The 17,056-nt window shown below is 43.5% G+C and carries 13 protein-coding genes; 5 read left to right on the top strand and 8 right to left on the bottom strand.

The features are described from left to right. The 5 genes from GQ51_RS05845 (at position 1) to cpaB (ending at position 10,164) form a co-directional block, all read left to right on the top strand. Entirely contained in the window at positions 1–5,361 is a 5,361-nt protein-coding gene (locus tag GQ51_RS05845) for a methyltransferase domain-containing protein (RefSeq protein ID WP_047550960.1), read from the top strand. A gap of 13 nt (positions 5,362–5,374) precedes the next feature. Further along, complete coding sequence (locus tag GQ51_RS05840; protein WP_047550957.1) at positions 5,375–6,481, top strand: acyltransferase family protein; 1,107 nt, start codon at positions 5,375–5,377, stop codon at positions 6,479–6,481. Between the two features lie 175 nt (positions 6,482–6,656). Further along, positions 6,657–7,352, top strand: a complete 696-nt coding sequence (locus GQ51_RS05835; protein ID WP_047550954.1) for a glycosyl transferase — start codon at positions 6,657–6,659, stop codon at positions 7,350–7,352. A 55-nt stretch (positions 7,353–7,407) separates the two neighbouring features. Continuing rightward, complete coding sequence (locus GQ51_RS05830; protein ID WP_047550952.1) at positions 7,408–8,973, top strand: TadE/TadG family type IV pilus assembly protein; 1,566 nt, start codon at positions 7,408–7,410, stop codon at positions 8,971–8,973. 96 nt (positions 8,974–9,069) lie between these two features. After that, on the top strand, positions 9,070–10,164 hold the full coding sequence (cpaB, locus tag GQ51_RS05825) for a Flp pilus assembly protein CpaB (protein WP_047550949.1): 1,095 nt from the start codon (positions 9,070–9,072) through the stop codon (positions 10,162–10,164). Between the two features lie 259 nt (positions 10,165–10,423). Here cpaB and GQ51_RS05820 read toward each other — a convergent pair whose 3' ends face one another. The 8 genes from GQ51_RS05820 to GQ51_RS05785 form a co-directional block, all read right to left on the bottom strand. Next, complete coding sequence (locus GQ51_RS05820; protein ID WP_047550946.1) at positions 10,424–10,846, bottom strand: hypothetical protein; 423 nt, start codon at positions 10,844–10,846, stop codon at positions 10,424–10,426. A 28-nt stretch (positions 10,847–10,874) separates the two neighbouring features. Next, positions 10,875–11,228: a DUF192 domain-containing protein gene (locus tag GQ51_RS12650; RefSeq protein ID WP_052177728.1), complete on the bottom strand. Its 354-nt coding sequence runs from the start codon at positions 11,226–11,228 to the stop codon at positions 10,875–10,877. Beyond that, positions 11,225–12,076: a type II secretion system F family protein gene (locus GQ51_RS05810; protein WP_047550943.1), complete on the bottom strand. Its 852-nt coding sequence runs from the start codon at positions 12,074–12,076 to the stop codon at positions 11,225–11,227. The genes GQ51_RS12650 and GQ51_RS05810 overlap by 4 nt, the downstream gene beginning before the upstream one ends. Before the next feature lie 9 nt (positions 12,077–12,085). After that, the gene (locus tag GQ51_RS05805; protein WP_047550941.1) at positions 12,086–13,033 is read right to left on the bottom strand and encodes a type II secretion system F family protein; all 948 of its coding nucleotides are present in this window, start codon (positions 13,031–13,033) and stop codon (positions 12,086–12,088) included. Positions 13,034–13,039: 6 nt separating this feature from the next. After that, on the bottom strand, positions 13,040–14,434 hold the full coding sequence (locus GQ51_RS05800) for a CpaF family protein (RefSeq protein ID WP_047550938.1): 1,395 nt from the start codon (positions 14,432–14,434) through the stop codon (positions 13,040–13,042). Beyond that, positions 14,434–15,636: a nucleotide-binding protein gene (locus tag GQ51_RS05795; protein ID WP_047550935.1), complete on the bottom strand. Its 1,203-nt coding sequence runs from the start codon at positions 15,634–15,636 to the stop codon at positions 14,434–14,436. Before GQ51_RS05795 ends, GQ51_RS05800 begins: the two co-directional genes overlap by 1 nt. An 11-nt stretch (positions 15,637–15,647) precedes the next feature. Beyond that, entirely contained in the window at positions 15,648–16,277 is a 630-nt protein-coding gene (locus GQ51_RS05790; RefSeq protein ID WP_047550932.1) for a hypothetical protein, read from the bottom strand. Positions 16,278–16,339: 62 nt separating this feature from the next. Next, positions 16,340–17,053, bottom strand: coding sequence for a hypothetical protein (locus GQ51_RS05785; protein WP_047550929.1), 714 nt, complete (start codon positions 17,051–17,053; stop codon positions 16,340–16,342). Positions 17,054–17,056: the final 3 nt, after the last annotated feature.

The raw sequence follows: 17,056 nt of genomic DNA, 5'->3' as shown, positions 1-17,056 counted from the left end.
ATGAGTACCGTCACTGCCAGTTCCTTGGGGCTATTTCAAGACTATATCGCTAAAGCATGGGATGCTTTGTATAAGAGTGACATGGCTGGCGCAATATCACATGCGAAAATGGCTGCGGCAATTGGTCCAGACCTGCCCGAAACATTTCATATTTTAGGCCTGCTTGCGAGCCGGGATGGTCGTTCTGATATTGCGCTTCCATTGCTGGAAAAAGCCTTGGCAATAGAAGTAACCGAAAGAAGATGCAGAGATATAGCAGAAGCTTATCTCGTTGCTGGTGAAGCAGAGTTAGCGCTAACCCACCTACAGCAGGCACTGAGGGAGTTTGGCAGTAGTGCCGAGCTATGCGGACTTCTGGCGGCAGTTTATGTGGCACTGGATCAGTATGGAACTGCTGCTGCTTATGCAAAAGAGGCAATCGCTCTCAAGCCGCATTTAATGGCCTGGGAAGGTTCGCTTAGTTTCTGCCACCTTATTCAAGGCGACTATGCCAATGGCTTTGAAATATACACGGGGCGTTCACAGAATTTAGCTGCTGGCAGCCGTTGTCCTGCATTACATTTCACAAAACCTGGCGAACTATGGCTTAAAAACGAACAGGGGCCCGGCGACACACTCTTTTACGCCAGATTTGCAAAGCCTCTGGCCGATGCGGGCTGGCGGATTCATTTACAAACAGATAAGAAAACAAAAGTTCTGCTAAGGGGTACAGGAATTTTTGCATCAGTTAAAGAGGCAATAACCCCGCCATTAAATGCTTTTTGGTTAAACATGGGCGATCTGCCACTGGCTGCCATTCAAACCGGTTCGATAGAGACTCCGCCACCTTTGGCTTTAATGGCTGATCAATCAAGAGTCAGAAGAGTCAGGGAAAAAATCTCTCAAATTGGTCCTGCACCATATATTGCAGTTACCTGGCGTGCCGGGGCTCGTGGCGCTAAGCAGCGGGCAGGCCTGCGTATGTATGACAAGGCGGCCTCTCCTAAGGAGTTAGGAAAGTTACTATCTAATATCAATGCCACTGTCATTAGCATACAGCGCGTTCCGGATGATCAGGAACAGTTAGAATTTGCTACAGCGCTTGGCCGGGATTTTATTGATTTTTCATACTACAACGACAATCTGCAAGACATGCTCGCTTTATTAAGTATAGTTGATGAGTACGTCACAGTGCCCAACACCAATGTACATCTGCGTGAATCACTCAATTTAAGCGCACAGATCTTGGTTAATCGACCATATCAGGACTGGCGCTGGCTTGCGGATGGCAGTGCCAGCCCATGGTATCCGAATAGTAAAATTTACCGCCAAGGTGCGAGTCAGGACTGGGGCAGTGCTTTTGCCGATATTGGCAAAGTGCTACATGAAAAGTTTGGGTCATTGAAGAGCAATGGCGCGCAATCATATATCTCAAAACCGCAGATCGTTCAGGATGAAGTTGATCATTTGCTGCAAAAAGGCTGGGGTGCTGTCAATGCGGGGGATATCCCTGCTGCAATTCAAGCCGCTCAATCAGTGATAAAAATGTTGGCAGCAACCAGCCCGATACAAGAAAATGCTGAAGCCCTGCATCTGCTGGGATGGGCTGCATTGCGTGATTCAAAGCATGATTTAGCTATCAGCATACTGCAGCGCGCAGCCGAAATATCTCAGATAGATGGCCGTATCATTGGCGATTATGTTCGCGCATTATCAGCTGGAAAACGTCATGATAAGGCGATTGAATTTGCATCGGATGCAATCAGCAATAGCGCTGTTAAAAATACATCCAGTATCTACTATAGTAGAGCGGCGGCTTTTTTACAGCTTAATCGGTTAGAAGATGCAATTGCCGATTATGAAGCATGCATCAGGATAAATCCCAACAGACTTGATGCTCAGGAATATTGTGGCATGGCAAGGTTAAAGCTTGGTGATACTGTGCGGGGTTTCAGAGACTATACCGCGAGAAATGTAGCTAAACGCGATGAATTAATCAACGACTGGTGTTGTCCGAGATTAACAAAAAAACACAGTGGCTTACACGTGCTAATCAAGCGCGACATGGGTTTGGGTGATGAACTCACCTTTTTACGTTATCTGCCTTGGCTAACTGAAGCAGGCATTAAAGTCGATTATTGGTCTGGAAAGAAATTAGTGCCCATTCTTGAAAGAACAGGTTATTTTAATCAAGTTTTTTCAGATGCCGAACCTGCACCTGATAGCACACAATACGACTTATCCTTTATCGTTAACGAGCTTCCTGTAGCCGTTGAGTCCCTAGGCGTACCTCCTGTTGCACCAGCCCTGCCGCTGACACCAAAACCAGAACTTGTCGAAAAGTGGAGAGAATGGCTCAAATCAATCGGCAACGGCCCATACATTGGCATTAATTGGCGTGCCGGAGTAGCCAGCGAAGATATTGCAAGGAGTCTCGGAAAACTTACGAAGGCCGTAGATGAAAATGCATTTGCAGTAACGCTTTCAGTTGTCAATGCAACATGGATTTCTTTGCAGCGGAATATTGTTTTGGACGAACTTCCGCGCTTTGAGAAAAGGCTCAACTCACCTGTTCACGATGCCGCAGCATTAACTGATGATTTGGAAGACTTGCTTGCACTTTTGTCGTTACTGGATGAGAACATTGGCGTATCCAACACAAATATGCACCTGCGTGCAGGCTTGGGATTAGGATCTAAAGTGCTAGTACAAACTCCGGGAGGTGATTGGCGCTGGGGGTATCAAGGTAATCAATCTTTGTGGTTCATAGAAAGCAAAGTTTACAGGCAGAATATATCTGAAGACTGGTCAGGTGCCCTGAATGAACTACAGTCAGACTTAGTTGCAGCATACGGCAATAAAGCGGATGGTGACCATGTTGCCACATATCAATCGCATTTCAATATATCAAGTAAACGTCTGATCTGGCTAACTGCTGGCGCGATTAAAAGCGAAGGTACCAATAAAACGTCAACTTTGGCCAGTGCTAGATATCGGGTTCTGGCTCCAGCATTGGAACTTGAAAAATCGGGCTGGAACAGTGAGTTCGTAAATGAAGCTTATGCCCAAGCGATGGGGGGATGGGGAAGTAACGTTCCGCAAAAAGGTGATACTGTCATCATATCAAAAGTATTTACGGATTTCTCAGTCAAACTGGCGCAGGATGCTAAAAATCGCGGAGCGACAGTGATTGCCGATTTTTGCGACAATTTCTTGACGCATCCCCAACGCGGTCCATTACAGCATGCGCTGCTTGCAATCGCGGATAAGGTTACGGCATCAACCCCTGCAATGGCAGAAGCTATTCTGGCAACCGGGAAAAATGTCGATGCAATCATCGCCGACCCTGTAGATTTTTCTAAAGGGACAATTAAATTCAGTCCCAATAAAGCACTTAAACTGCTTTGGTTTGGTCATGTGGTCAATATTGATACGCTTATCAAGTGGTTACCTCAGCTAGCTGAATATGCTCAACAACAGCCACTCGCGTTAAACATTGTCACTGCATTGACGAACGATATAAGCGACATACAGAAATTCATACCTGAGGGGTTGCAGGTTGAATATACCCCTTGGAGTGTAGCGGCCACTGCACAGGCTTTAGCGAACTGCGACTTGGTCGTCATTCCTACACTTGATAATGATATCAAGAAAGCCAAAAGCTCAAACCGATTATTGGAAACATTATGGAGTGGCCGTTTTGTAGTGGCAGGAAACCTGCCTTCATACGCATCGTTTGCCAATAGCGCATGGGTGGGTGATGATTTAATTGAGGGGGTGCGTTGGGCAGTAGCAAACCCAGAAGAGGTCGTGTCGAGGATAAGACTGGGACAGCAACATATCGCTCAGCATTACTCTAAAGAAATGATAGGGCGGTTGTGGAGTAATGTTGTTTTGAGTGACCCAACTGGGTCATTAAGTCAGCAGAAGTGCATGGTAATCATTTCTTATTATGACGGACGTGACATTGATGATCTTCTGGCATTAATCGCATCAATTGACGCTCATGAGCCCGGACATCTCATTGAAATCACCATAGTCGTTAATCAACAAGAGCAGCGTTTGATAGAAGTTTCTTCTGGAAAATATAAAACCAATATTCTATACAGACAAAATCAAGGAATGAATATCGGTGCATGGGATTATGGTTGGCGCCAGTTTAAAGACGTAGATAGTTTTATTTTCTTGCAGGACGAGTGCCGGATTATCCAGGATGGCTGGGTGCATGACTATCTTAAAGCCTTGGAGAATGCACAGGTTGGACTAGTCGGCGAAAGTATCAACCAGCACTGGACCCGCAGCTGGAGCGATTTGCAAGGTAATGATCCATCCAGCAATCCAGTGAGTGCTGAAATCAAAGCGCGTGCAGAAGTTTATTTATCTTTCATGCAGCGCAACGCTATTTATCCAGGAAAAGATGCAAAGCACTTACGCAGTTTAATCTGGGCATTAAAAAGGAGCACGTTGGATACTATCAATGGCTTCCCTATCGGTGCAAATTATGAAGAATGCATTGCGTCAGAAATCGCTGTTTCTAAAAAAGTGGAATCTTTGGGGCTGGAAATTACTCAGATCGACCCTCAAAAACCTTTCAGCCGAATCGTCCATTCCGAATGGTCATCGCATAAAAAGATCCAGGCATTAAATTTTAAGATAGATTTTGCCTATGGGCAGAAATTTTCTATTGCACAGGCTCAATACAAAGTTAAACCTAGATATGACTTGTTTAAATTAATAGATTGCCAGCCAAGACGGATTTGTGAAATCGGCTGTGCGGACGGCTCGAATTTGATCGAACTTCCCAAGTCATTAGGATACGCTATAGATAAAAGTGATTTATACGGCGTAGATATTGTTGCAGATGATTCATGTGAAAACTATCAGAACTTCCAGTTTATACATCAAACAGCAGAAGAATTTGTAGATACATATCAGGGCGCATTATTTGATTTGATTATTCTGTCAGATGTTGTTGAGCATTTATATAACCCATGGAAATTCATGCAAAAGCTGAAAAGGCTGGTTGCGGCTCAAGGCAGAGTTGTCATTTCAGTACCTAATGTTCAGAACCTTCAATATATCAATGGTGTAGTGTCGGGTAGCTTTAACTACGCCAATGCCGGCTTGTTTGATGTCACCCATATTCGTTTTTTCTCTGTTGAAACGCTTACTCAATTATTGGAAGTGAATGGTTATAGAGTTGTAACACAATCATTCAGGCCAGACTCGTCATTGCAGGAATTGAGAGCGCGCGTCGATGCTCAATTTAACCAATCTGATAAGGCTGCCATCACTTTAGGTAACGCCTCTATTAAAGTGACAAGGTCGCAAATGGATAGATATTTCTCTCAGCAGATTCTCATATCATGTGCTCCGATTTAAACCGATATTAGTTATGCAGAGTAAAAATATTAGTTATATTCCCGCTATTGACCAGATTCGTGGTATTGCTGCTATTTGGATTTTGTTTTTTCACGCATATCAACTGATTGGCAGTTATGTTAAAAACAATAAACCGTTTAGTGGTGTATCGATGTGGGAGTTCAGCAACAATCCTTTACTAATCCCTCTGATTGAAGGCCATACTGCAGTAGCTTTATTCATGGTGCTTTCAGGATTTATTTTTACTTATGGCTCTATCGGCAAAACTATTAATTACGCCGGTTTTATCACTAATCGTTTTTTGAGAATTTATCCACTTTATTTAACTTTAATATTTGTGGCTCTGGCAGCAACACCCAAAGCTTTTAACCTACCATCATTCCTGTCTATGGTTTTGCCTTTGGCTGATTTTCAATCATTAGAAACAGGGCCATTAACAGCGATGGCCTGGGCGATTGGCGTGGAATTCCAATTTTATCTGTTATTCCCTCTTCTTTTTAAGCTGGCAGCAGATAAGCCATTTAAAACTATTGCCATGTGGTTACTTGCTGTCAATTTATTACGCGTGCTGGCAGTCACTCTCGGGGGGGATGCGCGCGATTTAACGTATTGGCATTTGGCTGGACGTATTGATCAATTCTTATTAGGCATGCTTGCAGCATTTTGGCTTAAGAATCATCTGCCTTCAAAAGACTTATGCCGAAGACTTTTTTTAGCTGGCATACCAATATCTCTATTAGCCCTTGTTTATTATCATTCTTTAGGCGGATGGCCGTCTACAGGCGCATGGAAGGCACTTTGGCCTGCTGCAGAGGGCGCTATATGGGCTATATTTATAGTTGGTTTTGTAGGTGCGCAATTGAAAAATAAGTCATTGTGCGGGCTTTTTCTTCAATGGATAGGTGTGCGGAGTTTTTCTATTTATTTGCTTCATTTTCCTATTATTCAGCTTCTGTGCAAATATCCAGCGTTGTTACCAAAACTCACTGGAGAGCCGAGAGTGGACGTTTTATTAATATCGGTATTTATGGTGTTACCAATAACTATTGCCATATCTGACATTACATGGAATGCGATCGAAAAACCTTTTCTTAATTTAAGAGTTGCTTATATTAAATAGCATCGATACAAATATCATATAAATGGTTTAAATAAACCATTTGTATAATAACAACCACTTCCCCATCGTATTTGATTAAAAAATAATATATATAATCAATAAGTTATTCCAATAGCGATTGCGGCATATTTATTGCTGTCCTCAATTAGTTATTTATAAACTATTTGAGGTTTGTATGATTCCTGTTTTTATTGGTTTTGATACGAGAGAAACTGTAGCTTTTCATGTGCTATCTCATAGTATTCACAGTCATGCCACGCAACCCGTAAGCATTGCGCCCATCATGCTTAGTCAGTTAGGGGATTTATATACGCGCGATATTAATCCATTGCAGTCTACCCAGTTTTCATTCTCACGATTTTTGACGCCTTATCTTTCGAACTATGAAGGGTGGAGTGTTTTCATGGATTGCGACATGGTCATGACAGAAGACATTGCCAAGCTATGGGCTATGCGTGATGACCGTTATGCGGTGATGTGCGTGAAGCATGATCATAATCCGATTGAAGAAACCAAGTTTCTAGGGGCAATACAAACTAAGTATCAAAAGAAAAACTGGTCTAGCGTGATTTTATTTAATAACGCACGCTGCAAAGCGCTGACGCCGGAATTTGTAAATACTGCAACTGGTCTGGAATTGCACCAGTTTAAATGGCTAAGTAGTGATGATGAGATAGGTGAGATACCCATTGAATGGAACCACTTAGTTGGTTATAACCAACCAAATCCTGATGCAGCATTAATTCACTATACATTAGGCGGCCCGTATTTTGATGAGTACGCCGATTGTGAACATGCCGATACTTGGCAAAAAGCGTTTGATGCGATGCATGTTGTCGAGCAACGCCGCCAGAAAGCAGAGGCGGCTTAGCCTGTTTTTCTGCCTTGCGTTCAACAATGTGTGCTTGTTAATTAGCAGCTAAATTATGCTGAAGCAAATTACTTCGTCACTATGCACTTCCAAAACTGCAGCGCTGCCTTCATTAAGGCAGCGTGGGCAGGCTATGGTGGAATATGCGATTCTGCTGATTTTATTGGTCATGGTGGTGATGGGTGGCGCGGAGCTAGGAATTACCGCTTATCACGCCAGTAAAACCGGTGATGGAGCCAAGGCTGCAGCAAATGAATGGGCTAATGCAATTGGATACTCATATACAAAATTGAACCAGATTGAGCCAATTGGTAGCGAAACAGTCACTGAATTAAATGCAAGAGTTGATGAAAATAGGCAGGCTGTTTTTGATAGTTATATGTTCGATGACATCAATGTACCTAATGTCATTGACTGCACTGCTGAATATGTTGCTGGAACGTTTGATTCTGCTAGTGCCAATCTTCCTATAAAAATCAATGCCTGCGATTTAAGCCTTGCAGCTAATCGAGCACATATCAAGGCAGCGATCGATGATATTTATCCGGATACTGAATTTAGAGATCTGGAAATTTCGGAGGATTTTTATCCAATTTGCACAGATGCTCCTGTTCCCACAAAAATTGAGGATTGCCAAATTACAGGCGTTATAAAGTGGCTGGTGCCAAAAAATATGAGTATGAGTGCTCATGAGCCTAGATTGCTAGTGAACAAGTCAGGCATCGTAGAAAGGAAAAATCTTGGAGATCACAGCAATCCTGGTAATTTTAATCATCCAAATTGCGATGGCGCTGAGTACGATAATGGATTGCCGGATGAGACGAGCATTTATTTATTTAATCCGTTGCCTATTGATGTTAGCAATTGTGACGGATCTGCCGGTAAAAAGATTGGGGAATTAGTTAGCGGTACCGATACGTATGAAGGCCTGCCTAAGCTTAATCAAGCTTTATATTCCCAATACACCAAGGTTTGTGTGGACAATGCCGCTGGTGTAATCACTATTCAACGTTTGGATGGCTGCCTGGCAAACGGCTATAAGTTATGGTTGAAACCACCTGGGAAGATGTGTGGTTCGGGTACAGCTGCAGGCACCGAGTATTGCCCAACAGAAGGTGATTTAAAAGGCGCGACCGGCTTTTACTTTTTTGGAGACAGTAACGATAGCGGAGAAAATCTGAAATATGTACCAAGCTCTGCCGGTAACGAGCAATTCAGGCCAGCTTTTCAGTTGGTTTGTAATGGTGCAGATTACAGGGATTCTGGTTTTGATGCGAATGGTGAATGTAATAACCTGGTGACAGCAGGGACTGGCTCAGTTCCTTTGCAAGTTCAAACGCGTTACCGCTCTATTTTTGAATCCTTTCTGACCTTTGGCTTACAGGAGTTACCGGATGATTACCTGAGCCTGCTCCCATATTTTTACAACCCCAACAATGTAGGTGTGGCAGGTAGCAACCAATTGGTTGGCACAGCGGGCTCTGAAATAGGCCCAATTGGCTCAAGTAAGAATCCTACAGTGAAACGTTTTAGAGATTTCAGAGGTTGTTATCAGGTGGATATTACACCTCCCGATAAAATCGGTGATCAGGTAAGAACTACAGTTTCGTCATGCAATTAGTAAAAACACCCCCGACAGCGTTAACTCATGACAATTCTTTAGTCATTGAATTTAAATTAACAAATAGTTTATTAACATAATTTTAGCGTAACTAACATGGCACAACAGAACAATACCCGCATCCGCCAGCAAAGACGTCAGCGTATGATTATCATCATGACTCTCCTGATATTAGTAGCGATTGCTGCATTTTTTATACTTTCACCAAAACCCAAACAGGTCGAACAAGAGCGACAAAGGCCGCCTGGTACGATTGCAATTCCTGTAGCCAAACAGGATATTCAAATGGGTTCTAGAATAAGCAGCCTAATGTTTAGAATTTCATATCTGAAACCGAGTGAGGTGCCTGCAGACGCATTAATTTCGCCTAAAGAATTTATCGGGAGATTCGCCAGAAGAACAATATTAGCGAGTGAGCATTTTAAGGAGTCAGATATTACCGAAGCCGGTGCACACTCTGGTTTTTCAGGGATTGCTAAACCGGGTATGCGTATCGTGCATATTAGCGCAAACCTTTTTCCTGGGTCTTTAAACACCATGCGTGTAGGGGATAGAATTGATTTGTTGTCAATCGAGTCTTCTGCCGGGCAAGCATCATCTGCGGCCAGTGGCGCAAATATCAGAGCACTTGAAAAACAGGCGTCAGATGCATGGGGCGGTGAGAGTCCAGGTGATGGTCAAGCAAAAGCCAATGCAAGGGCAGCTCTGAAAGCTGCTACATCAGGTGCTGTCACGGTAGGGGCATCAAGTGCCGTGACTGCTACATTGATTGCGGAAAATGCCGAGGTGATGTATGTGCCTCGTAACATGCCTCAAAATAAGCGTTCTAATGAGGAGCCGTTTGTGGTGCTGCAGATGACACCGGAAGATGCACATGTTTCGGTGCTGGCGGCTACCATTGGCAGTCCTATGCGAGTTGTATTCAGGCCATTTAGCGATGACTCGCGTCTTACTCCTGTCAAAGAGGTTAAAGTGACAACACGCCTGCCTAAGCCTAGTAAGGATCCGGATAGCATTGTTGTCATTAACGGACTTCAACGTAAACAGCAAAGGCCATTTTCGGAAACTTACCGGAGTGACTCCGAAAATAGTCAGCGCTTTAGCCCCAATGACGACAGCTTGCTATTAAAAGGCAATCAGCAACAGCGCAGCTTAGAGTCGCCGGATTTGAATTTATACGGTGAGTACTGATATTTCGTTTGCTTTTGGTGCCATTATGAGAATGAAGCCAGTCTCATTTATAAATCCTTGCTTAGTTAAAATAGCCCATCTGAAGGCAGGCCAAATCTGGCAGGCTATAGCACCGGAGTGGGCTTTCAATTCAAATGCATACCCATGTGTCCAGGATTAGAGCTTGAAGTCTGGCAAGTGCCTTCGGTCATATTTAATCCTGTTTGAGCTAACAACTTGAAACTCGTTGTTAATAACATAGTCAATTTTTATCACGAATTCAGAATTTAACCGCATTGCGGTAGGCCATTGCAAAGAAATATAAAAGGCTGATTCCCCAAAAGGTAAGGACGCCGGCGGTGCCATAATGAGCATACATATTTTGGAAAAATATTCCCACTTCGCCGTCAAAGTTAGTGGTGAGTTTCGGATCAATCAATAATGTTGCAAATAAACAGGCTGACGAAACAACGAAGCCCAGCATCGAAATTAATATCATTAGAAGTTTAAAATACTTGGTCTGCCACCATGCAATCCCTGCTTCATCGGCACCGGCTACATCAGCATTTTTATTTTGTTGAGATTTTTGCGGCTCTATATAAATTGGTCGAAAACTAGCTGGTTTGGGTCTTGCTGGAATTCGGTCAGCAGTCATTACATGTTCATATCCATCAGATTGCTGAGATTTTCTTAGCTGCTGCAATTTTGCTTCCTTCACAAATGAACAAACTTTACTGAAATATAAGTTTATCTGCCGGCTCTAGCATGGCTGCAGTATTCGCAGGCAACTCCAAGACATGGAGTGCATTAGTTACATAACTGGAAACGCGCCATGGTTGCATTGCAATCACCTTGCTAATGACTGTGTAATGTTTATCTAAAAACACTACATCAATCGGATATCGCATGAAATGTGTATGCACTTGCTTACAAGGGGAGATTAACATTCCTTCTGATTTTGTCAGTGCGGGAGTGCCTATTAGCCCACGTAACCTGAGAAAGTAATTGTTTGCACAGCGTATTTTGGTAACTAACACTTGCCCTGTACGTTCAAGAGTAATGGTGTTGTTTTTATGTGTGTTCATTTGGAAATGATGTCGTCAATTATGTGCATAATACGAACAATACTAGGACCTGCAGCGACGATAATTACTGCCGGTAAAATACAGCCCGCCATTGGCATGAGCATACGGACCGGTAGACGCTCCGCACGTCTCTGGATCACGGCTTCATTTTCGCGAAGCACTGCTTGGGCATGGTGTTTGAGTACCGAGCCTAATGAAGCACCCGTTTGTTCGGCTTGAATCATGCTGGATACAACATCTGAGATATAAACCAGTTCACATCGGTTAGCCCATAAAGCCAGTGCTTCATTGCGGCGACGTCCTTTTTTTATAGCCTCACTCACAATGAGTAAATCGAAATACAGCGGATGCTTAGGGTCTGCCTCGCGCAGCATATGCACTAGTGCGGATTCAAATGCCATACCTCCTTCCATGATTGCAGCTAGAAGCTCCAGTGCATTTGGGAGTTCTGTTTGTATTTTATTTAATTTTTCTTTTTTATTTACATAAAGAAAAAACAAACCTGATGTCAGTAATAAAATACCTCCGCCACCGGCCCCAAGCAATATGCTGCGGAATGGTTTTTCCATGATCGCAAGCGCTGCACTTGCAACGATAGCGCCTAGGCTAAACATCAATATTTTCCCCTGTGGGGTATTCAGAAACTCACGTAAATGATAATAAATGCGTTCGCTTCCCTGCAGGCCATAATCACCAGCGGAAAGGTCAACAATATCAATTGCTTCTGGTTGCTGATCGAACCCAAATTGCAGTCTTGTAATAAGTTGCTGGTGCACTTTGTATTGCCGTAAAAACATGAGTCCAATAGCAACCAAACCAATTAGCAACAGAATAATAATAAATATCATAGCGTTGCCCTAATTCTTAAGACGTGCGATTTTACGTAACCAGATAAAACCCACTAGCGTCATCACGCCGGCAGCAATCAGTAATTTGATTCCCAAACGGTCCGTTAGCATGGAATCAAAAAGATCTGGGCGGTATGCATTGGTAAGTAGCGCTAATGCAACGGGCAGGGTGGATAATACCCATGCAGACAGTTTTGCTTGTGCGGTGAGCGTACTCACCCTTAGTTCCATGCGTTTATGAAACTCCAGTGTTTCAAGAATATGCACCAGTATTGCAGTCATCTGGCCGCCTGATTCCCATTTAAGACGCACTCCAGTTGAAATTAATTTGCATGATGGCGTATCCCAGAATTCAGACCAATCTTTCCATGCAGCGTTGGGTGACCTGCCGATTTGCATGCCGTTGACCAACATTTCTACTGACTCTGAAATCGGTTTGGGGGCATTTTTTGAAGCAACTTGCAACGCCTGCATTGGTGTGCCGCCAGCGCCCATGGTCGTAATTAAGCCTGTGATTAAGGCCGGCAGCTGCTGATCATGCTTTTTTAAGCGGCGCTGCGCTAAATGACTAAGCAAAAACCACATTACGCCTGGGATTATCAATACACCTGCAACTGCCGCAGATATATTATCGAAATAGTAATAGGCGACTAAAGCCCCTGATACTGCACCGAGTACCATTAATATCAGGCCTTTGATGAGTGATATTTCCAAACCGGAACGTTTTAGCTTGATATCAAAACTTCTTGTGAGTGTACTTTTCTCGATTAATTGACGAAATGCATCAACTTTCAGCAAATCCGCAGCATCGGCCCATAGGCTGATATCTTCCTCATCCGTACCTAACACACCCTCTAAAAGACGTTCGCGTATCCTGTCTTCTCTGGACGTTACAATGTAATCGAATACCAGCAAACTGAACAAAACCAATATTAATAATGCAATGATGTAAAACATATATTTTTATGTTGCGAAAAGATTGCTGTCTAACTCAATACCGCGTTCATCTAATATAGTCGCTATAGAAGGCATAATGCCGGTGGCTTTCATTACCATATGCTCGCCTTCTCGCCTGGTCACGAAAATATCCTGGGTCAGTATGACCCCATTATCAATACCAATTACTTCGGTAATGTTAGATACCTTTCTGGCGCCATTAGGGTAGCGATTGACATGCACAATCAGGTTAACCGCTGAAGCAATTTGCTCACGCAGTACACGCTGGGGTAAATCCAGCTCGGCCATTAACATCATAGTTTCCATCCTGGCCAAAGTGTCTCTTGGGCTATTGGAATGCAATGTTGCCAATGAGCCATCGTGACCGGTATTCATGGCCTGCAGCATATCAAGCGCCTCTGCCCCCCGTACCTCACCTACAATGATGCGATCTGGCCGCATCCGTAAGCTATTTTTAACCAGGTCTCTAATCGAAACGTTGCCTTTACCTTCAGTGTTTGCCGGTCTGGCCTCCAAACCAACCACATGTACTTGGTTCAACTGAAGTTCCGCAGTGTCTTCAATAGTGACAATACGCTCACCATCATCAATATATTGTGAGAGGCAATTCAGCATGGTTGTTTTACCTGAACCAGTGCCGCCGGAAATGATGATGTTGAGCTGTGCTTTGACTGCTAGTTTTAGAAAGTCGGCCGCTTCCTGGGTGAGAGCTCCCCCCATCACTAATTCATTTACTTCAAGGATATTGCGCATAAAGCGACGAATTGATATGGATGGGCCTTTAAAAGCTAATGGCGGAATGATCACATTGACACGACTTCCGTCTGCCAGGCGTGCGTCCGCCATTGGGCTGGACTCATCCACACGACGGCCAACGCGTGACAGTATTCTTTCGATGGTCAACATTAAATGTTCATCATCGTGAAAATGCACATCTGTCATCTCCAGCAAGCCATGGCGCTCAACAAATATATGATGTGGACCATTTACCAGAATATCAGACACGGTTGAGTCAGTCATTAACGGTGACAGGGGGCCTAAACCTAATACTTCGTATAGCAGATCTTCTACTAGGCGGCCGCGCTCATGCCGGGATAATGGTAGGGATTCTTGCACTAGCGCTGTCATGACATAGTCTTCAACAGCATTTTTAATCTGTTCAAATGTTGCGTTGCTTACCGCCTGTGGGTTCAGTAAATCCAGCAAACCGCGATGTAGTTTATGCCTGATCTGAGTGTAGGTGGATGCAGTAACTCCCGGAGTTTCCGTCTGCTGCAGTAAGCCAGTCTGCATGGCCGTTTGATTGAGAGCCACTACCCGTTCAGCCAGTAAATTACGCTCTACTGATTGATCGTGCTCGCGCAGTTCGCCACGTAGTGTTTTTGTATTGGAATTTTCCATCAATTAATATTTAACCAGTTACGGAATAGTCGCAATTGACGTTCAATAAAAGCCTCAGGCAATGCTGGTGCAGACTCTACACCGGTTAGGGCATCTACCAGGTCAGCAATAGCCAGCGTGACATCACGGTCTGGAAACATTTGTACTAGCGGTAACCCGCTGTTCGCAGCAATGGTGGAATGTACATCGTATGGGATAACGTCTTTAATCGGCCAGGCTAATGTTTCCTCAACTAACTCAGGGGATACATTGCCTTTGAAGGGGGTATATTTATTTAAAATGATTCGTATTCTATTTTCGTTGTAGCCAGCTTTTTTTAACATTTCGAGATTATGCCGTGCACTGCGAAGTGAAGGCACTACACCTTCTGTAACCAGTAAAATCTCATCTGATAGATCCATTAGAGAAAGGTTAAGGCTAGAAAGTAATGGGAAAGTATCCACAACAACCCAGTCATACGTGCCTTTGGCAACTAACAAAATTTTAGATAGCTGGTCTTCAGAAAAATCCAACCCAAGAGGGTTGTCGCCACTATGTGCCAGCACATTCAAACCAGAGGGTTCGTGAACTGTCATCAGCTCTTTTAACAGTTCGGAGTCAAGGCGTCGATACTCTGCAATGGCATCGCGAAGCCATCTCTGCGGGCGCAGATCCAGCATGGGTGCGATATTTGGCGCTTCAGTATTGGCATCAATGAGGGCAACTTGATTGTTACCGAATCTCTGCTGCAAAGTGATGGCAAGGTTGCATGCAAGTGTGGTCTTTCCTACACCGCCTTTGCTTGAAAAACACATGAATATCTTACCGGTGCGCTCTGGCTGCTGCGAACTGTTACCCGTCAATAACAGTTCCGTTTTCTGAATGATCTGATGGATATCCTCTTCCTGAACTGGCTGGGCTAGAATCTCACGCGCACCTGCCCTTATGGTACGCGACATAAATTCAGTACTGAATTTATCTATACTCACTACCACCATACGATTGGTGATCAGCGCCAATTGCTCTATGGCTAGAATGCCGGCTTCTATGTTCCTGGTCAGATCAATAAAAACTACCTGGGCTTCAAATTGTAATGCCAGTTCTAAGCCCTGGCCAATGGACTCTGCCGTACGTAAGCTAACAATACGGTCAGGCAATCGCAGGCAAATTGCCTGCACTTGCTGTCTGAATGTTTGCTGTGAACTGATAATGAGAATGCGCATTTCTGGATCTACTACTCGATTGATTCATTAGGGAATTGTGGTTTTGTACTTTTCAAGAAAGTCGCTAGTTCTTCCTGAAGTGCTGACGCTTGGTCGTAAGGGGCAATTTTAATTGCGGCTTCGTAAGCTCGTTTTGTGCGACTGCGCATCGCTGTCTGCGCCAGAATTCTTGCTTCCTGTACTTTCCACTGAAGGTTTGAGGGCTCCAGTTGAACCGCTAGCCGGGCTTCCCTGATAGCTTCATTCAAATTGCCTAGCTTAAATAACACTTTTGCTCTTAGTCCATGCCATTTGGCCACTTGTGGCTGGGCATTTGAAAGATCAGCCAAACTGCCTGATGCAGACTTATATTGTTGTGAGGCTAATTCGCAGTCTGCAATAAGCTTGATGATTTTAAGCCGCCTGATTTCAACGTCTTTACCTTCTAGCTTTGTAATGCTGTCCCGTAATTTCTTAATAATTGCCGGGCAATGTTTTCTGGCTTCGATTGGTTTGTGCTGAACTGATCTAATAATCGGCTCAAGGTCTTCTGTAGTTTTTTTTGCAGTTGCATTACCCCAATTGTTTGAAAATGTCACCAAAAAGAAAGTAACAAGTACAGCCATAAACCCTAGCGTTAATTTAATTCCTGATATTTTCATTGGAGTTATTATGTGTATATTTAATTGGCTTATTATTAAATCGAATTTGTAAGAGGCTTAAATTATCGACGACGCTGGTTATAGAATGGGTCGTCAAAAGGACTGTCTTCCATTTTGTTATGCTTATATAAATTAATATCTTCAGCGTTAGCATAGTAAATATCTGTAGTCCTCATGGTGTATAAATTGTTCTCGACCATTGAGGCAGTAACTACTAGCTCCAGTTTTGGCGCCTTATCGTTAGCCCATAAATCAGTCAAGACTGCGCCGGTAATAATGGCTTGCTCAAATCCAGTGAGATCAATCGCATCAGCAACTACACGCGTAACTGCTACACCTCCAGCCAAAACTGTTAATGGGGCTTGTGAAGGTAAAGCTACACTCCGATTCGCATTGAATTTCAACACTTGAACTTTGTAATCCAATACTGTACTTTTTTCTTTGGAGCGACTGACTTTGGCGCCTTTCTTAACCAAATTAGTGATCATAAAATCGTTAAGTGCCTGACTAAATGCCGAGTGATTCGACTTTATCGCAATGTATACAGGTTGATTGAATAATCCTCTCGCTTGCAGGTTTTTAATCACTTGATTTGACATGTCGTCGGCAACAATTGCCCAATGCTGAGAGGCTTGTAATTGTTTCTGATATGAATACGCGTAATTCTGCGGCACTGGTGCATCTGGGCTTTTAACTGAAGCACAAGCCGATATATTTAGAATTAATGCGGCTAAAAAGCCCAATTTAGAATAGTTTGTTAACTTTATATTTTTCATAAC

This window comes from Methylotenera sp. G11 (assembly GCF_000799735.1).
Taxonomy (GTDB): Bacteria; Pseudomonadota; Gammaproteobacteria; order Burkholderiales; family Methylophilaceae; genus Methylotenera.
The sequence above is the reverse complement of the archived record's forward strand: the minus strand, read 5'-3'. Positions and strand labels throughout refer to the sequence as shown.